Source organism: Sphingopyxis sp. LK2115 (assembly GCF_014595975.1).
Lineage (GTDB): Bacteria > Pseudomonadota > Alphaproteobacteria > Sphingomonadales > Sphingomonadaceae > Sphingopyxis.
This window is the reverse complement of the sequence record NZ_JABWGQ010000037.1, coordinates 20,095-37,231: the sequence shown is the minus strand read 5'-3', so window position 1 is coordinate 37,231 and position 17,137 is coordinate 20,095. Positions and strand designations below refer to the sequence as shown.

Here is a 17,137-nt window from a genome sequence, read left to right as displayed (position 1 = left end):
ATACACCATCGCCTACACCGGAAATTACACCACGAGCGCGGACGCTAACTTCTTCTCGACATTCGACACTGCGGTTGCCGCGTCGATCACGTCGGCCCAGTCTTGGAGCATCCGCCTTCGCGGTGTGAGATAGAGCGCACTGTTGTAAGCGCCGCGCACCTCATCCTCGTCCTCGTGAGCGAGCGCCATCTCGATCCAATCCGGCTTGTAGCGTTCGGCTTCGTTCGCCCAGGTCGAGCCGAGCCCCCTAAACCCATGTACCGTCTGCCGATGGAGATACCCCATCCGATAACAGGCATAGATCATGGTGTTCTCGGAAATAGGCTTTCCAGGCTTGGCTCCGGGAAAGAGGAACGCATCGTTCGTCGCCTGCAAGCGGCGCTGAACGATCATTGCGGCCTGGCGGGACAGCGGAACAAGATGCTCACGTTCCATCTTCATGCGCTCCGGCGACAGACGCCATAGCGGGTTCGGTCCATAGAGATCCTCGAACTCGTCCCTGGCCGCGAAGCGGGTTTCGCTGGTTCGGACCCATGTGAGCAAGGTGAACAGCAGCGCGTCACGGGTGATCTCGCGGCGGCGCGGCGTGTCCTCGCCGTCATAGGCGAAGATCGCCCGCACCAGCTTCGGAAACTCCGCGAGCGGCACGCGCGCCATGTGCCTGACGGGCGGCTTGGGCTTGAGCGCATCGTTGAGGCCGAGCGTCGGATCGATGGTCGCCCAGCCGCTCGCGATCGCGAAGCGATAGATCTGGCTGACGTTCTGCTTGAGGCGACGGGCGATATCGAGGGCGCCGCGCGCTTCGACCGCGCGGATCATCTCGAGAATCTCGGGCGGGTCGATTTCCGTGATCGGACGCTTCCCGATGACCGGAAAGACGTCGCGCTCCATCCGGTTGATGACGCGCAGGGCATGGGCCGAGTCCAGCCCTTCAATACGATTGGCGTGCCAGGCCCGCGCAATCTCTTCGAACAGCTTGAGCGCGGCCCTCTGCTTCTTCGCCCGCTTCCTGGCCTCGGCGGGGTCCTCACCCTGATCGAGCAGCCGCTTGGCTTCGGTCCGCTTCTCGCGGGCGATCGCCAGCGTGACGGTCGGATATTTGCCGAAGCTCAGCAGTTTTTCCTTGCCGTCGAAGCGGTATTTCAGGCGCCAGAGCTTCGATCCGTTCGGCTGGACGAGCAGGTGCAGGCCTTCTCCATCGGACAGCTTGTAGGGGCGCTGCCGCTTGGTGGCGTATTTGACCTCAAGTTCTTTCAAAGCCATCTGGGGGTATCGCCTGTTTTGGGGACAGCCGAAAAATACCCCCAAAATACCCCCAATCCAAATCGCCGTGGGTGGCCGCAGCGGGTCGCACCGGGACGCCGGCGTACGCAACGGGACGCGAAAAATATTTGATTTTCCTCGAAAAATGTCTGCCAGTGGCCTCAGTGGGTCACTGGTGGACAATCCGGGTTGGTAGCGGAGGAGGGACTCGAACCCCCGACACGCGGATTATGATTCCGCTGCTCTAACCTGCTGAGCTACTCCGCCCCACGGGGCTGCCGCTTCGGGCGAGCCGCGCCTATAGGCAGGCTCGCCGCGCCGGTCAATATCATCTGCGTGAGCCCCGGAAAGAGCGGGCACAAGCCGCTTCCCACGGGCCGCCGCGATAATGATGCGCGGCGAGTCCCGTGATCGCCAGTGGACGCGGCCGAAAGTCCGCCGCCAGACGGGCGAGCAGTGTGCGTGCCGCAGCGGCCGTGACCTTGTTCTGGACCGTGATGTGGAGCCGCGGCGTCCCCCGGTCCTGCGCCGTGAGCATGCCCCAAAAACGGTCGGCGATGCGCGCCCGGATCGCCAGCAGGTCGGGGCTGTCGATGTGGAAAGCGACGCCTTGACCCAGCGAATAGACCGCACCCAGCATCGCCGGTGGCGGCGGCGTGTCGGCGGCTATCCGGCGGAGCAGTTGGTCGAGTTCATCCAGCGCCGACGGCGGCAACTGGTGAAACAGCGTGACATGCGCCGCAAGATGATTGCGTTCGGACGGGAAATGCGCGGCGCGCAGCGCGTCGAACCAACGCTGGTCTGCCGCGCCCATCGTTGCCGTAACGATGATGGGCGCGGCGCCAGAGAACCGGACGGGAGGGGGGGTATCCGGATCGCTGTTTTCGGGATCGGCAGGGAAAGGCCGCGTCGTGCCGCGCTTGCCAGTGCCCATGGGGAACATCCTTTCCCGATACCTGTTGGCCTAACCGGCCGCCGCGTGGCGATCCAATCGATTAATCAGGTCAGATTGATCGTCTGATCCGATCAGGTTTCAAGCGCATTCCAGAAAGCGCGCAGCGCCGCGGCGACCGCCGCCGGGCGTTCGGCGATCGCCCAGTGACCCGCCCGGTCGATCACCGTCAGCGGCGTGCCCGTGCTCGCGGCATAGCGCTGTGCGACGGCCAGTTCGACATAGGGGTCGCCCGCTCCCCAGATCAGCGCGCCGCTTGCGGGGAGTTTCGGAATGTCGAGCGCCCAATCATGCGCGAAGCGCAAGCCTCTGGCCGAACGATAGAGTTTCAATATTGCGCGGCGCTTGTCCTTGTTGTTCCACTGTTCCGCCGCCTCTGCGGCGATATCGGCTGGCATCCCCTGCGCCGCCAGCCCCCTGGCGAGCTTGTCGGCCTGGCTCAGCGCCATGAAGATTTCGCCGAGGACGGGCGTGTTCCAGATGCGCGCGATGCGGTGCCCGCGATATTCGGGTTCGATCACCGCGTTCGCGGCTGTCCAGCTGCGGACGAGATCGGGGCGCAGCATCGCCACGCGCTGCGCGAACAGCGCACCCCAATCGTGCCCGACGATGTCGATCGGTCCGTGCGCGGCGAACAGCGTTTCGGCCTCTCGCACCGCCCAGTCGGCATAGGCTTCCTTGGTCGCTGCAAAGCCCGCGGGGAGCGGCGCGGTGAAACCGGGGAGCGCGGGCACCGCGACCGGTGTGTCGCCAAGGTCAAGTTCAACGAGCAGGGGCCGCCAGATCGCCGGGCTGTCCGGCACACCATGGAGAAAGAGTTTGGCAGTGGTCACGACGCCCCCGTCGGCAGATGGATGACCCAGCTGCGATCGGTCGGGTCGATCCCCTTTTCGCTGTAACCGCCGGCCAGCAACGCGCGCCGCGAATCGACGCGCGCCAGCGCCATGAAGTTCCAGCGATCGCCGAGGTCATGGTCGACCCGGTTGCTGCGACCGCTCGCAACATCGAAAATCTCGGGCATCAGATCGTCGACCGCCACGAGCACCCGGTTTCCAGGCAGAACAAGCAGGGTGTCCGCCAGCTTGTAGCGTCCGGCGAGCAACTGACCGGCGGGCACAAAGCGGCCCGCGGCCACATCATACCGTTCGACCGAACGCAATTTGCCGCCGGAATCGCGTCCATCGGAGCCGCCGACGACGAGCACGTCACCATTGTCGAGCCGGACCGCGCCATGTTTGTAGCGCCCTTCCGCCAGCGATCCCGCTGCCTCGAAGCGTCCCGTTGCCGGGTCGAAGATTTCGGCGCTCGCAAGGGCGATCCGGGGGCGTCGTTCGGCGCGTCCGCCGCCGACGATCAGCACCCGGCCATCGGACAGCAAGGTGGCGCTGGCCCCTGCGCGCGGCGTAACGAGCCGGCCTGCCGCCGACAGCTTTCCGCTGGCGGGATCGAAGATCAGCGCATCGCCGAGCGCATCCTGGCCGTCATAACCGCCGGCGATCAGAACCCGTCCGTCGGCAAGTCCGACGACGGCGGCATTGACCCGCGGTCCGCCGAACGCCGGTCCCGCGACCGATTTGCCGGTTCGGGGATCGAATATCTCGATCGACGTGGCCGGGCGCCCGTCGATCCAGCTGCCTGCGATCAGCACCCGGCCGTCGCGCAGCGCGACGGCCGATGGCTGGACATGCGCGGCGAGCAGACGGCCGCGACCGACCAGCGCCATGCTGGCCGCATCGATGATGTCGACCGTCGCGCTGGCGGGCCCGACGTCGCAACCCGAACGCACGCAGCCGCCGATGGCCAGCAGCTTGCCGTCCGCGGTCGCAATCAGTTGATGGGTCGCCCGCGGCGCGCCGAGGCGCGGCCCGTCCTCGAAACGAACGTCGGCGGCATGCGGATTGGCCGCCCCCTCGCCGTTCGCCGCGCAGGCGGCCAGCCCGATGACAAGCGCCAGTGTGATCGACAAAGTTCGCATCCTCATCCTCCCATCATCCCTTTCGCGGTGCGCCTACATTTCCCCTCGTTCGCGGCGAAGCGCATACCATTTCCGGACATTGGCATTATGTTCGGAGAGCGTGCGCGCAAAGACATGGCTGCCGTCGCCGCGCGCGACGAAGAAGAGATAGTCGTTGGCTTCGGGGTCGAGCACGGCGGCGATCGACGCCCTGCCGGGGTTGGCGATCGGCCCCTTGGGCAGCCCCGCCATCGCATAGGTGTTATAGTCGTTCACCGCCTGGATTTCGGAACGCAGGATGCGGCGGCCGAGCGGCTTGCCCCTGGTGATCGGATAAATGATCGTCGGATCGGCCTGAAGCCGCATCCCCACCGCGAGGCGATTGGTATAGACCCCCGCGACGGTGCGGCGCTCGGCCGCGACGGCGGTTTCCTTTTCGACGATCGAGGCAAGCGTGATCGCCTCGTTGCGGTTCCTCACCGCCGTGCGCGGACTGCGTTTCGCCCACAATTCGGCAAAGGCCTTGTCCATCGCAGCCTGCATTCGCGCGACCACCGCCGCGCGGCTTTCGCCCGTGGTGAACGCATAGGAATCGGGCAGGATGCTGCCCTCGGCTGGCACGGGGATTTCGCCCGTCAAACGCTCCTCTGCCATCAACCGTTCCCAGGCCATGATCGAAGGCATGCCCTCTGGAATCGTCACCAGGCGCTGGATCGTCTTACCCGATTGGAGCAGCTTCAGAATATCGCCTGCATCCATCCCCTTTTCGATTCGATATTCGCCGGGCTTGATCGGCTCGTCCGATCCGAAAAAACGGGCTTGATTGCGAAAACTCGACGCCGAAACCAGCCCGGCTTCCTCGAGTATCTCGCCAGCCCTGGCGATGCTCGCACCTTTGGGGATGACAATTTCGGCGTCTTTCGGTGCGCCGGGCGAGCAGGCGGCGAGCATCAGGGTCAGGATCGCGACCATCAGCCAGCGGAACGGATGCACACCTATCTCCCGTCAGTCTTGCGGTTCCCCCCAAAGCCACCAAAGACCCGCATGCACGGGCCCTTTGTGTCCTCTGTGGCTTTATGGGCGATCGACATTCGGTTCCGGCGGCCTGTCAATGAGGGTGTTTGCGCTTCCGTCGCTCACCGGCCATCGGCACGCCGTGCTTCGGGTCGCGCTGAACCCCCATTTTCGGCTCGCCATTGCCCGAAGGTCGATCGGCCCCAAGGGCCGAGCCCCAGCTGAAGCCTCGGCGAACTTGGTGCTGCTAGAGCATGACGGCGCCATATAGGAAAGAGGGATTTCATCCCCCGCCCACGGAGGCCAGGAGCTGCGCCGGGTCCATATGCCGAAGGATATAGATGGGGCGCGTATTATTATTATTCATACAGGACAGGACGCATCATTTTTTGTCGTCGCCATGCGTTTGCAGGGGCGGAACATCGTTCGGCGAGATGGAAGGGGTGGGGAATGAGGCAGGATTTTCACAAGCGGCGGATCGTTCCGCTGATGGGTGCGCTGTCGGCGCCGCGATCAATTTCGTGCGGGCGTCGGGGCGGCGATCGGGAACTATGGTTCGTTCGACGTAAAAGAAACGATCGCGGGCGCCATCGTCGAAGGATTCTCGGGTGACCTCGCCGCATCCGCGCGACGTCACGACGCTTTCTATGTTTGCAACGGCAACCAGTTCGGCAGCGAACGCCGATATGATCCCGCCGACCCCGCCTTGCTCGCCGAGTTTCGCGCGTTGTTGCATGTGACGGCCAGGGCCGCGGTGGCAGCGACCCGCTGATTGCGCGCGTCCGCCGCGTGGCGGCGATTGGGGGTGGCGGCTTTCCGCCACCCCCGCACGGGTCAGAAATCCATCGCCGGCATCGGCGCGGCTTTCTCTTCCTTCGGCAACTCGGCAACGAGCGCTTCGGTGGTGATCAGCAGTCCGGCGACCGACGCCGCGTCCTGCAGCGCCGTGCGGACGACCTTTGCCGGGTCGATCACGCCGGCCTTGACCAGGTCTTCATATTCGCCGGTGGCGGCGTTGAAGCCCCAGTTATAGTCGCTGCTTTCGAGCAGCTTGCCGACGATCCACGCGCCGTCCTCGCCCGCATTGTCGGCGATCTGGCGCGTCGGTGCGCGGAGCGCGCGCCGGACGATGTCGATGCCCGACTGCTGATCGTCGTTCGCCGCCTTGAGGCCGTCGAGCGCCTTCAGCGCACGGAGCAGCGCAATGCCGCCGCCGGGAAGAATGCCTTCCTCGACCGCCGCGCGCGTCGCATGAAGCGCGTCGTCGACACGGTCCTTGCGTTCCTTGACTTCGACCTCGGTTGCGCCGCCGACGCGGATCACCGCAACGCCGCCGGCAAGCTTGGCGAGGCGCTCCTGCAGCTTTTCGCGGTCATAATCGCTGGTCGTCGTCTCGATCTGCTGGCGGATCTGGCCGATACGTGCGTCGATGTCGGTCTTGGCGCCGACGCCATCGATGATCGTCGTATGATCCTTGTCGATCACCACCTTCTTGGCGCGGCCAAGCATGTTGACCGTCACATTCTCGAGCTTGATGCCCAGTTCTTCGCTCACCACATTGCCGCCGGTGAGGACCGCGATGTCCTCCAGCATTGCCTTGCGACGGTCGCCAAAGCCCGGCGCCTTGACCGCCGCAACCTTGAGCCCGCCGCGCAGGCGGTTAACCACCAGCGTCGCCAGCGCTTCGCCTTCGACATCCTCGGCGATGATCAGCAGCGGTTTGCCGGACTGCACGACCGCTTCAAGCAGCGGCAGCATCGCCTGCAGGTTCGACAGCTTCTTTTCGTGGATCAGGATATAGGGGTCGTCGAGCTCGACCTTCAGCTTCTCGGCATTGGTGATGAAATAGGGCGACAGATAGCCGCGGTCGAACTGCATGCCCTCGACGGTTTCGAGTTCGGTCGCCAGGCTTTTCGCCTCCTCGACGGTGATGACGCCCTCGTTGCCGACCTTGTCCATGGCTTCGGCAAGGATGCGTCCGACTTCCTCGTCGCCGTTCGCCGATATCGTCGCGACCTGGGCGATTTCGCTGTTGGCGCTGACCTTTCGGGCATGCGCCTCAAGATCCTTGACGACGGCGTTGACGGCAAGGTCGATGCCGCGCTTGACGTCCATCGGATTCATACCCGCGGCGACCGCTTTCGATCCTTCGCGGACGATCGCCTGAGCCAGCACCGTGGCGGTCGTGGTGCCGTCGCCGGCCTTGTCATTCTGTTTCGACGCAACCTCGCGCAGCATCTGTGCGCCCATATTCTCGAACTTGTCGGCAAGTTCGATTTCCTTGGCCACGGTGACGCCGTCCTTGGTGATTCGCGGTGCGCCGAAACTTTTTTCGAGCACGACGTTGCGGCCCTTGGGGCCGAGCGTGACCTTCACTGCATTCGCAAGCGTATCCACGCCGCGCAGCATGCGATCACGCGCGTCCGACGCAAATTTCACTTCCTTGGCAGCCATCTGGATACCTCCTTGTCAGATTCCTTTCACGATTTGGTCAAAACGGGCTGGCGTTACGCAGCCTTCTTCAGCGATTCGACCCGCTCGATAACGCCGAGGATGTCGCTTTCCTTCATGATGAGCAGTTCCTCGCCGTCGATGCGGACCTCGGTGCCCGACCATTTGCCGAACAGGATGCGGTCGCCGACCTTGACGTCCAGCGCCGTCACCGTGCCGTCCTCGGCGCGCGCGCCGGGGCCCACGGCGACCACTTCACCTTCCTGCGGCTTTTCCTTGGCGGTGTCGGGAATGATGATGCCGCCCGAGCTTTTTTCCTCGGCTTCGATGCGGCGAACGACCACACGGTCGTGCAAGGGACGGAAATGCATGCATAACCTCCTGATTGCATAACGATATGATGCGAACCGCCCGCCTTCCCGGACGGGCGGCATGATGGAGCTAGGAAAGCGATTTTCGCGCTTCAAGAGGGGCGCGAGAAAATTTTGGCACTCTTGGATCGAGAGTGCCAAGGGAATGTGTTTCCGTCGGCTGCCGACCCTCTTGACGCGGCTCGTATCCGGTCCAAAATTGCTTCCGCGCCGCGGCGCCGCGGCCGCGAACAGGAAGCGACACAGGAAGGAGGCACGATCATGTCGCAGCCATTTTCCCGTATTCTTCATCCCTTTGACGCTGAGCGCCAGCCGCGGTTCGAACCGGAGGTCGCGCACGCCGTGCTCGCGCGGTTGGCGTCGGACCGCGCCGCGCCCTGCGACAGGTCCGGATTCGGTCGGCCAACCGGCACAAATCGCGCCCACCCGTTGCGCAGGGGACGCATGATGCCGCCGACGGCCGATGGGCGGGGCGGGGAGCGTCCGCGCGCGCAATGAGCGAGTCGGCGTTGGCCCGGCAGTTGCGGGGCTATGGGCTGACCACGGCCGAGATTCATTATTACCGACCCGATCACCCGTCGTTGTTGCAGCTTTTTGTCTGGCAGGAATATGATCTCGCGCCCGACTTTCCCGTGCTGTTCAATTTCCTCGACCATTGGCGGCGGGAAATCGAGGCCGCGCTCCATTCGGTGCGGATCGCGCACGAACGACTGATCCGCCCGGCCGAGTGGCGCGCGGTCGATGGCGTGATCTCGGTCCAGTGAGCGCTGCCGCAGCGCGCTATGCAGCGCGCTGCGGCTCATCGTCTTTCCGCGCCGCAAATCGCCCCGCGACGGGATAGCGTCCGCAGCATCGCGGGTGCGGCCCCGTCGGCCAGCAGCACAGCGCCATCGCGTCGCCGGGCGGAAGCTTTGCCGCGCGCGACCGAGCCGGCGGCACGCCCCGGCTTTCGAAAGGGATGCCCGCGCGACGACAATAAAGCTCCGCGGATCTTCGGCTCGCGAACTGCAACTCCACGGTGGCAAGCGGATCGCCGCCGCCGGTCCAGCCCGTAAGCGGGTCGATCGAAGGCGCCCATCGCGGCACGAAGCGCACCCGCCAGCGGTCACGAAACCTGCGCCCTGATGTCGATGACGCGCGCCGGGGGACCGGCTCGACGATCGCCCGGACGTCGTCGGGGATCAGCCCGATCGTCCGGGCGACGGCTTCATGCGGCCTTGCCATTGATCGGAATGCGGCGAACATTTTTCTTCGCCGCCTCCGTTCGGGGCAGGCGGACGGAGAGCACGCCGTTCCTGAACGTCGCAGTCGCCTTATCGCGGTCGATCCCCGACGGCAGGGCGATACGGCGTTCAAAGCGACCATAGCTTCGCTCGGAATAGCCGCGGTCGCGGTCTTCGATGTCCGCGCGTTTCTCGCCGCGCAGGGTCAGCACGCCTTCCTCGACGCTGAGGTCGACGTCCTTCTCTTCGAGGCCGGGCAGTTCGGCCGTGATGCGGATTTCGCTGTCGGTTTCGCCCATTTCGATATGAGGCCACACGCCGCGCGCGTCGAACCGCACCGGGCCTGTGCCGCCAAGGCCACGAAACACATCGTCGAACAGACGATTGACCTCGCGGTGCAGCGAAAGCAGCGGATGCGTTTCATACTCCGCGCTGTCGCGCGTGTCTGCTGCAATGGGGAGCCGGTTTTCCTGTCGGCTCCACGGAATGAGATCGCGAAGTGACATGATAATCATCTCCTCAAGACTGGAACAAGGTTGCCGACCGGCCCGCCTGGCATGGCGGGTCGGACGGCGCTTCGGCCTTCGCGCGACGATCAGGCCGATTCGAGGGCCTTCTTGTTGCGCGATGCGATGCGATCGGGGGTGGAATTGCCGCTGCCGATCGCGATCTTGCGTGGTTTCATCGCTTCGGGGACGACGCGCTTCAACTCGATCCAAAGCAGGCCATTGTCGAAACCTGCCTCGCCGACCTCGATATAGTCGGCAAGCTGGAAGCGTCGCTCGAAGTCGCGCGCGGCGATGCCGCGGTGCAGATATTCGCCCTTGCCGTCGTCCCTGGCGCGCTTGCCGGTGACGGTAAGCTGGTTCTGCTGCGCGATCACTTCGATCTCGTCCGGACGGAAGCCCGCGACCGCGATCGTTATGCGATAGCTGTCCTCGCCCTGTCGCACGATGTCGAAAGGCGGGTAGCCATCGGCCGCGTCGCCGCGCATCCCGGTTTCGAGCAGATCGAAAAGACGGTCGAAACCGACCGTGGAACGCCGATAGGGCGTGAAGTCAAAGTTGCTCCTCATTTCCAAATCCTCCTTTACGAAGCAATTCGGGCATGAGATGCGCCGGTAAGGAAGAGCCGACGCTCTCCATGTCCACCGGACCCGGATCGGCATCCGGCCATCTGAAATTGGGAACGGCTGCGCCCGATTCAAGGGCTGCGCGCCGCCTGTCGCGGATTGGGGAATGGTGCCGGCTGTCAGACTCGAACTGACGACCTACCGCTTACAAGGCGGTTGCTCTACCAACTGAGCTAAGCCGGCGTCTTGCGCCCCCTAGGCATTTTTCGGACGGATGGAAATATCTGCCAGCGGAAAATATGCCCTGTCGAAACCATGTCAGACGATGCCGAAGGTCCAGCCTTCGGTCCGCGCGAGCGCCCCGGAAAGCGGAGCGGGCGCCCAGGGCGCAGCCTTTGCCGATATGTCGCGCAGCCATGCGGCGGCGAGCAGCGCATCGGCGGCATGGTCGCTGACCGGGCCGGCGACGCCCGCGGGCGGCGATCCGAGCGCGGCGAGTGCAGCGTCGAGCGCGCGTCCGTCGCGAATCTTGCTGCGCCCGCCCGCAAGTCCCGCCGCGCGCGCGGCAAGGCTGGTATAGATTTCGACGAGCAGCGGGCCGGTCGTCGGCACGGGATCGAGCGGCCAGAGCGGGATCCGACCGCGCAGCCGGTGCAGCAGCCGCATTCCGCTGAGGCTCGCCTTGCCGACCTGGGCCGCGCCGACCAGGTTGAAATTGCTGACGCTTGCCGCCTGCCGCGTCGCGCGCTGATGCTGTTCGACGACGCGCAGCCGCCCCGTGCCGGGCGCGAAAAGATCGCCGACGTCGCCGCCGCCGTGACGGAAATGGCGCCGCGCCTCCGGGTGGTGCAGGAAACCGCTTGTTTCATAATGCGGATCGGCGGCGGCGAGCCGCTCGACCAGTGACCACAGGGCGGGCATGTCAGGCGGGCTTTCGTCCCATTCGGGAAAATAGCCGCCGCGGTCGGCAAAGGCGAAGGCGGCCGAAAAGTCGAAGCCGATCAGCATGTCGGCGCCGGTTTCGGCGACGCCTTGCAGCCACGCCAGTATCTCCGCGCGCGACCAGATATGGCCGGGCCGCACCAGCGCCGGGGCGTCGCGCCCCTTGGCGATGGCGAGCGCGATGCCGCGCTGCCGTTCGCCGCGCGCGCCCGACCAGTCGACGGCAGCGAAATGGGTGAAGCGGCGCATCGCCGTCCTCTAGCGCCCCGATGGCGCTTGCACAAAGGGCGATGGCATCCCACATGCACCGCATGCTGATCGAAACCGAATCGACGCCCAATCCCGCGACGCTCAAGTTCCTGCCCGGCCGGACGGTGATGGAGGCGGGAACGCGCGACTTTGCCAGCCCCGAAGAGGCCGAGGCGTCGCCGCTTGCGAGCGCGCTCTTTTCGCTGGGCGACGTCACGGGCGTCTTTTTCGGCCGCGACTTCGTGTCGGTGACGATCGCCCCCGGCGCCGAATGGACGGATGTGAAGCCCGACGTGCTGGGCATCGTCATGGACCATTTCCTTGCCGATGTGCCGTTGTTCCATGCCGCGCGCGCGACCTTTCCGGTGCCCGCGGAGGATGCAGGCTTTGCCGATGACCCGGCCGACGCCGACATCATCGAACAGATCAAGGAGCTGATCGAAACGCGCGTGCGGCCAGCGGTCGCCAACGATGGCGGCGACATCGTCTATCGCGGTTTCGACAAGGGCCATGTGTATCTGAAGATGCAGGGCGCGTGCGCCGGCTGCCCCTCGTCGACCGCCACATTGAAAAATGGCATCGAGTCGCTCTTGAAACATTATGTGCCCGAGGTAACGGCGGTTCACGCCGTCTGACCATGTGTTTCAGGAGACCGAATTATGAGCGAGCCGCTTTCCGACAGCGCTCTCGACCAGCTTTTCCGCGCCGCGCGCACCTATAATGGCTATCTCGACAAGCCGGTGTCGGAAGCACAGCTTCACGCGATATGGGATCTGATGAAGTTCGGGCCGACGAGCGCGAACAGCCTGCCGGCGCGGATCGTCTGGTGCGTGTCGGACGCGGCGAAGGAGCGGCTCGCGGCCCACGCCTTGCCCGCCAATGCGGAAAAGATCCTGGCCGCGCCGGTCACCGCGATCATCGCCATGGACCTTGAGTTTTACGAGCATCTGCCCGAGTTTTTCCCGCACACCGATGCGCGCAGCTGGTTTGCGGGCAAGGATGCGCTTGCCGAAGCGACCGCGTTCCGCAACTCCAGCCTGCAGGGCGCCTATTTCCTGCTCGCCGCGCGTGCCCTCGGTCTCGACACCGGGCCGATGTCGGGGTTCGACAATGACGCGGTCGACAAGGCCTTCTTTGCCGACCAGCCCAAGGTGAAGAGTAACTTCATTTCGACGCTCGGCTATGGCGACCCCGCGACGATCTTTGACCGCAGCCCGCGCCCGGGCTTCGAGCGTTTCAATCGCCTTGTCTGACGAGCGAACGCTCGTCATCGACAGTGCCAGCGAGGCCTGCTCGGTCGCGCTGGTGGCGGGCGGGCGCGTCGTCGACTTTCGCCATGAGGTGATCGGCCGTGGCCATGCCGAGCGGCTCGTTCCGTTGATCGCCGCGCTTGCGGACGGCGGGCGCGCCGACGCTATCGCGGTTGGCTGCGGCCCCGGCAGCTTTGCCGGCGTGCGGATCGGCGTCGCCGCCGCGCGCGCGCTCGCGCTCGGCTGGCAGGTGCCGGTGCATGGTTTTTCGACCCTTGCGCTCGTTGCCGCTGCTGCGGCCGATGCAATCGGCGAAGCGGGCGGTGCGCTTGTCGTGATGGAGGGCGGTCACGGCCAATGGTTTGTCCAGCCTTTCGCCGCCGACCTGTCGCCCCGCGCCGAGGTGCGCTCGCTGCCCCCCGACGCGGCGGTGGCGCTGGGCGATTCGCTGGTCGTCGGCAATCGCGCCGAAGCCTTCCTTGCACGGCGCGGGACGACGGGGCGCGCGCTGACGCTCCTGCCCGACGCGCGCGCCTTTCTGCGCCTGCCGCCTGCCGCGCTGATCAGCCCGCCGAGTCCCGTCTACGGGCGCGCGCCCGACGCCAAACCGATGATCGGCGCATGACCGGCACGGTTCGCATTGTCACCGCGCGCGTCGGCGATGTCCCCGCCGTGATGCGCGTGATGGAGGCGGCCTTCGATGCGGCCTATGGCGAGGCGTGGAGCGCGGCGCAGCTTCTGACCTTGTTCGCGCTTCCCTCGGCGCGGGTTGCGATCGCGTGGGACGGTGACCGCGCCTGCGGCTTTTCCGCCGCGCGGATGGCGGGGCCGGAAAGCGAGCTGCTGCTGCTCGCGGTCGATCCAGCGGATCGCGGGCGCGGAATCGGCCAGCGGTTGATGGACGACTGGCAAGCGTGGGCCGCAGAACAAGGCGCCGAAGACTATTTCCTTGAAATGCGGGCCGATAATGATGCGATTCATCTTTATGCGCGCGCAGGCTTTTCAGAATGCGGGCGCCGCGCTGCTTATTATCGCGGTCGGGATGGCGTGATGCGCGACGCGATTACGATGCGTCGCTCTGGACGGACCGACAGATCGGGCTGATGGGACGTTGCGCAATTGCGTCCAACGTGCCACTGTTCGGTCAGGCGAAAGAATAAATGCAAAAGAATAGATGCAATAATCTCCCGCCTGACTTCTGGGAAAGCCAATATAAGGAATAGTGTCATGCCCGACCAAGCCGACACCAATGACATGCTCGTTACACTGACCGCCGATATTGTTGCAGCGCATGTCAGCAACAACAGCGTCGCGATTTCCGATCTTGCGCTGCTTATCAACAATGTCCACGCGGCGCTTTCGGGCCTTGGCGGCGCGCCGGTGATCGAAGAAAAGCCGGTGCCCGCGGTGTCGGTGCGCGCGTCGGTCAAACCCGACTATATCGTCTGCCTTGAGGATGGCAAAAAACTGAAGATGCTCCGCCGCCATCTGATGACGCATTATGGCATGACCCCCGACGATTATCGCGCGAAATGGGGGCTGCCCGCCGACTATCCGATGGTCGCGCCCAACTATGCCGAAAAGCGCCGCGCGTTGGCGAAGGAAATCGGCCTCGGCACCAAGGGGCGGGGTGGCGGACGTCGCCGCAAGACCAAGGCATAGCGCGCCGCGAACATTCGTGCCGCAGGGTGGCCGGGGCGGTGCCGCAGGGGCGCCGCCCTTGTCCTATCGGCTGCGCGTGCCTATACAGTTTCCATAACGACAGACGCGGCCGCATCGGCAGGAAAGGCAAGCATGTCCGGCAATATCGACCTCGAAGCGCTGTGCCACGAAAAGGGGCTGCGGATCACCGAACAGCGCCGCATCATCGCGCGCGTCATCTCGGAATCGGAGGATCACCCCGACGTCGAGACGCTCTATGATCGCGCGTCGAAGATCGACAGCGGCATTTCGATCGCCACCGTTTACCGCACCGTTCGCCTGTTCGAGGAAGCCGGCATCCTCGACCGCCACGATTTCGGCGACGGCCGCTCGCGCTACGAAGCTGCGCCGGAGGCGCATCACGACCATCTGATCGACGTCGAGACGGGCAAGGTGATCGAGTTTGTCGATCCCGAACTTGAAGCGTTGCAGAAGGTGATCGCCGAACGGCTGGGCTTCCGCCTCGTCGATCACCGCATGGAGCTTTACGGTGTCGCCATCGATCGCAAGCGCGACTGATCGCTCTTCGATAACCTGGCGGACGGTCGTTCGCCTGGCGCTGATGGTGCTGACGCTCCTTTTTCTGATCGTCCCGCATCTTGTCTATCGCGCCGTCGGGCGTCCGTCGCCGATGGTCATGGCCTTTATGAATGCCGTCGGCTGGATCGCCGGCTTGCGCATCCGCACGACGGGAACGCGGTTGCGGCGCGACGTGCTGTTCGTGTCGAACCATGTCAGCTGGCTCGACATTCTGGCGCTTGGCGGTGCGGCGCGGTCGGCCTTTGTGTCCAAGGCAGAGGTCGGGACGACGCCGCTCGTCGGCTGGCTCGCCGACCAGAATCACACCGTATACGTCCAGCGCGAGGCGCGGCGCGAAATCCACAGCCAGGCCAACGACCTGCGCAATGCGCTGGCGCGCGGGCAGCCCGTGACGCTTTTCCCCGAAGGGACGACCGGCCCCGGCGACGGCCTGCTTCCCTTTCGTCCGTCGCTGCTCCAGGCGGTTATCCCGACGCCGCCGCGCTTGCGCGTCCAGCCGGTATTCCTGGATTATGGCACAGAAGCGCGCGATATTGCGTGGCTCGACCCCGAATCGGGTCTCGACAATTTCAAGCGGCTGCTCGCGCGCAAGCGCCCGGTGCATCTGACGATTCATTATCTGGAGCCGCTGCCCGACGCTGTCGAGGGCGACCGCAAGCTGCTCGCCGAGGCCGCGCGCACCGCGATTGCGACCCAGATCGCGCGCTCTTCCGCCGCGACGCCGCATCGCCTATAGCGCGCCGATGAAATCCGACGCCCCCAAAACATTTCACGTCAAATCCTTCGGCTGCCAGATGAACGTCTATGACGGCGAGCGCATGGCGGAAATGCTGGGCGCCGAAGGCTATGTGCCCGCCGCCGACGGCGCCGACGCCGACCTTGTGGTCCTCAACACCTGTCATATCCGCGAAAAAGCGGCCGAAAAAGTCTATTCGGACATCGGGCGGCTGAAGCGCGCCGACGGCAGCACCCCGACGATCGCCGTCGCCGGCTGCGTCGCGCAGGCCGAGGGCGCCGAAATCGCGCGCCGCGCGCCGAGCGTCGATGTCGTCGTCGGCCCGCAGGCCTATCACCGCCTGCCCGATCTGATCGCGCGCGCCGAAAAGGGCGAGAAGGCGATCGACCTCGACATGCCGCTCGAAAGCAAGTTCGGCGCGCTGCCGAAGCGCGCCGGCGGCCAGCGCCCGACCGCCTTTCTGACCGTGCAGGAAGGGTGCGACAAGTTCTGCACCTATTGCGTCGTTCCCTATACGCGCGGCGCCGAAATCAGTCGGCCGTTCGCCGACCTGATCGCCGAAGCGCGCGCATTGGTGGCAGGCGGCGTGCGCGAAATCACGCTGCTGGGGCAGAATGTCAACGCCTGGGATGGCGAGGATGACCGGGGCCGTGCGATCGGCCTCGACGGGCTGATCCGCGCTCTGGCGAAAGAGGATGGGCTGGAGCGTATCCGCTATACCACCAGCCATCCCAACGACATGACCGACGGGTTGATCGCCGCGCATGGCGAGGTCGACAAGCTGATGCCCTTCCTCCACCTGCCGGTGCAGGCGGGCAGCGACCGCATCCTCGCTGCGATGAACCGCAGTCACAGCGTCGAATCCTATCTGAAGCTGATCGCACGCGTGCGCGAAGCACGCCCCGACATCGCGATATCCGGCGATTTCATCGTCGGTTTCCCCGGCGAAAGCGAGGAGGATTTCGAGGCGACGCTCGCGATCGTGCGTGCCACCCGCTATGCGATGGCCTACAGCTTCAAATATTCGCGCCGCCCCGGAACCCCCGCGGCGACGATGGAGGGGCAGGTCGACGAAGCGGTGATGAACGATCGCCTCCAGCGCCTGCAAGCCTTGCTCAACGAGCAGCAACAGGCGTTCAACGAAGCGACTGTCGGCCGCGCGACGCGCCTGCTGCTCGAACGCAAGGGCAAGCGCGACGGCCAGTTGATCGGCAAATCGCCGTGGCTCCAGTCGGTGCATGTCACCGCGCCGGGCCTCGCGATCGGCGCCATGGTCGACGTGCGCATCACGTCCGCGGGCCCGAACAGCCTCGGCGCCGAAGCGCTGATGGCGGTTGCCTAGTGCCATTTCGGGCGATCTGTCTTCCCGCGAAAGCGGGAATCCAGCTCCGGCCGTTGATTTTCGGATCCATTGGTGAT

The 17,137-nt window shown here is 65.1% G+C and carries 21 protein-coding genes and 2 tRNA genes; 9 read left to right on the top strand and 14 right to left on the bottom strand.

Annotation, left to right across the window (positions count from 1 at the left end; all coding sequences use genetic code 11):
• Window positions 1-24: 24 nt before the first annotated feature.
• The 9 genes from HUW43_RS06615 to groES all read right to left on the bottom strand — a co-directional run bounded on the left by HUW43_RS06615 (window position 25) and on the right by groES (window position 8,005).
• Window positions 25-1,263, bottom strand: a complete 1,239-nt coding sequence (locus HUW43_RS06615) for a tyrosine-type recombinase/integrase (RefSeq protein ID WP_188236640.1) — start codon at window positions 1,261-1,263, stop codon at window positions 25-27.
• Window positions 1,264-1,453: 190 nt separating this feature from the next.
• A tRNA-Met gene (locus tag HUW43_RS06610) sits at window positions 1,454-1,530 on the bottom strand.
• A gap of 61 nt (window positions 1,531-1,591) precedes the next feature.
• On the bottom strand, window positions 1,592-2,077 hold the full coding sequence (locus HUW43_RS06605) for a 2'-5' RNA ligase family protein (protein WP_223181344.1): 486 nt from the start codon (window positions 2,075-2,077) through the stop codon (window positions 1,592-1,594).
• Window positions 2,078-2,289: 212 nt separating this feature from the next.
• Window positions 2,290-3,048 carry an alpha/beta fold hydrolase gene (locus HUW43_RS06600; protein ID WP_188236638.1) on the bottom strand — a complete coding sequence of 253 codons (759 nt, stop codon included), beginning with the start codon at window positions 3,046-3,048 and terminating at the stop codon, window positions 2,290-2,292.
• Window positions 3,045-4,190 (bottom strand): Kelch repeat-containing protein, encoded by a 1,146-nt coding sequence (locus HUW43_RS06595; RefSeq protein ID WP_188236637.1) that lies wholly within the window; start codon window positions 4,188-4,190, stop codon window positions 3,045-3,047. Before HUW43_RS06595 ends, HUW43_RS06600 begins: the two co-directional genes overlap by 4 nt.
• 33 nt (window positions 4,191-4,223) lie before the next feature.
• A complete protein-coding gene (mltG, locus tag HUW43_RS06590) occupies window positions 4,224-5,141 on the bottom strand; it encodes an endolytic transglycosylase MltG (RefSeq protein ID WP_188236647.1) in 918 nt (305 codons plus the stop codon).
• Window positions 5,142-5,565: 424 nt separating this feature from the next.
• Window positions 5,566-5,919 (bottom strand): hypothetical protein, encoded by a 354-nt coding sequence (locus tag HUW43_RS06585; RefSeq protein ID WP_188236636.1) that lies wholly within the window; start codon window positions 5,917-5,919, stop codon window positions 5,566-5,568.
• Window positions 5,920-6,017: 98 nt separating this feature from the next.
• The gene (gene groL / locus HUW43_RS06580; RefSeq protein ID WP_188236635.1) at window positions 6,018-7,637 is read right to left on the bottom strand and encodes a chaperonin GroEL; all 1,620 of its coding nucleotides are present in this window, start codon (window positions 7,635-7,637) and stop codon (window positions 6,018-6,020) included.
• A gap of 53 nt (window positions 7,638-7,690) precedes the next feature.
• Window positions 7,691-8,005: a co-chaperone GroES gene (groES, locus tag HUW43_RS06575; RefSeq protein ID WP_120218745.1), complete on the bottom strand. Its 315-nt coding sequence runs from the start codon at window positions 8,003-8,005 to the stop codon at window positions 7,691-7,693.
• A gap of 494 nt (window positions 8,006-8,499) precedes the next feature.
• On the opposite strand from groES, the gene HUW43_RS06570 reads away from it, so the two are divergent.
• Window positions 8,500-8,769 carry an usg protein gene (locus HUW43_RS06570; protein WP_188236634.1) on the top strand — a complete coding sequence of 90 codons (270 nt, stop codon included), beginning with the start codon at window positions 8,500-8,502 and terminating at the stop codon, window positions 8,767-8,769.
• Window positions 8,770-8,785: 16 nt separating this feature from the next.
• Here HUW43_RS06570 and HUW43_RS16010 read toward each other — a convergent pair whose 3' ends face one another.
• The 5 genes from HUW43_RS16010 to HUW43_RS06545 all read right to left on the bottom strand — a co-directional run bounded on the left by HUW43_RS16010 (window position 8,786) and on the right by HUW43_RS06545 (window position 11,491).
• A complete protein-coding gene (locus HUW43_RS16010) occupies window positions 8,786-9,229 on the bottom strand; it encodes an NADH dehydrogenase ubiquinone Fe-S protein 4 (protein ID WP_188236633.1) in 444 nt (147 codons plus the stop codon).
• Window positions 9,213-9,734 (bottom strand): Hsp20/alpha crystallin family protein, encoded by a 522-nt coding sequence (locus HUW43_RS06560; RefSeq protein ID WP_188236632.1) that lies wholly within the window; start codon window positions 9,732-9,734, stop codon window positions 9,213-9,215. Before HUW43_RS06560 ends, HUW43_RS16010 begins: the two co-directional genes overlap by 17 nt.
• 89 nt (window positions 9,735-9,823) lie before the next feature.
• Window positions 9,824-10,303, bottom strand: coding sequence for an Hsp20 family protein (locus HUW43_RS06555; protein WP_188236631.1), 480 nt, complete (start codon window positions 10,301-10,303; stop codon window positions 9,824-9,826).
• A gap of 164 nt (window positions 10,304-10,467) precedes the next feature.
• A tRNA-Thr gene (locus HUW43_RS06550) sits at window positions 10,468-10,543 on the bottom strand.
• 75 nt (window positions 10,544-10,618) lie between these two features.
• Complete coding sequence (locus tag HUW43_RS06545) at window positions 10,619-11,491, bottom strand: hypothetical protein (protein ID WP_188236630.1); 873 nt, start codon at window positions 11,489-11,491, stop codon at window positions 10,619-10,621.
• 62 nt (window positions 11,492-11,553) lie between these two features.
• On the opposite strand from HUW43_RS06545, the gene HUW43_RS06540 reads away from it, so the two are divergent.
• From HUW43_RS06540 to miaB, 8 genes are all read left to right on the top strand, one after another.
• A complete protein-coding gene (locus HUW43_RS06540; RefSeq protein WP_188236646.1) occupies window positions 11,554-12,126 on the top strand; it encodes a NifU family protein in 573 nt (190 codons plus the stop codon).
• A gap of 24 nt (window positions 12,127-12,150) precedes the next feature.
• On the top strand, window positions 12,151-12,744 hold the full coding sequence (locus tag HUW43_RS06535; RefSeq protein ID WP_188236629.1) for a malonic semialdehyde reductase: 594 nt from the start codon (window positions 12,151-12,153) through the stop codon (window positions 12,742-12,744).
• Window positions 12,737-13,366, top strand: a complete 630-nt coding sequence (gene tsaB, locus HUW43_RS06530; protein WP_223181339.1) for a tRNA (adenosine(37)-N6)-threonylcarbamoyltransferase complex dimerization subunit type 1 TsaB — start codon at window positions 12,737-12,739, stop codon at window positions 13,364-13,366. Before HUW43_RS06535 ends, tsaB begins: the two co-directional genes overlap by 8 nt.
• Window positions 13,363-13,845 carry a GNAT family N-acetyltransferase gene (locus HUW43_RS06525; RefSeq protein ID WP_223181338.1) on the top strand — a complete coding sequence of 161 codons (483 nt, stop codon included), beginning with the start codon at window positions 13,363-13,365 and terminating at the stop codon, window positions 13,843-13,845. The genes tsaB and HUW43_RS06525 overlap by 4 nt, the downstream gene beginning before the upstream one ends.
• A 123-nt stretch (window positions 13,846-13,968) precedes the next feature.
• Complete coding sequence (locus tag HUW43_RS06520; protein WP_188236627.1) at window positions 13,969-14,403, top strand: MucR family transcriptional regulator; 435 nt, start codon at window positions 13,969-13,971, stop codon at window positions 14,401-14,403.
• Between the two features lie 132 nt (window positions 14,404-14,535).
• Window positions 14,536-14,961 carry a Fur family transcriptional regulator gene (locus HUW43_RS06515; protein ID WP_011542351.1) on the top strand — a complete coding sequence of 142 codons (426 nt, stop codon included), beginning with the start codon at window positions 14,536-14,538 and terminating at the stop codon, window positions 14,959-14,961.
• Complete coding sequence (locus tag HUW43_RS06510; protein WP_188236626.1) at window positions 14,933-15,718, top strand: lysophospholipid acyltransferase family protein; 786 nt, start codon at window positions 14,933-14,935, stop codon at window positions 15,716-15,718. The genes HUW43_RS06515 and HUW43_RS06510 overlap by 29 nt, the downstream gene beginning before the upstream one ends.
• Window positions 15,719-15,725: 7 nt before the next feature.
• On the top strand, window positions 15,726-17,060 hold the full coding sequence (gene miaB / locus HUW43_RS06505; protein ID WP_188236625.1) for a tRNA (N6-isopentenyl adenosine(37)-C2)-methylthiotransferase MiaB: 1,335 nt from the start codon (window positions 15,726-15,728) through the stop codon (window positions 17,058-17,060).
• The last annotated feature ends 77 nt before the right edge of the window (window positions 17,061-17,137 follow it).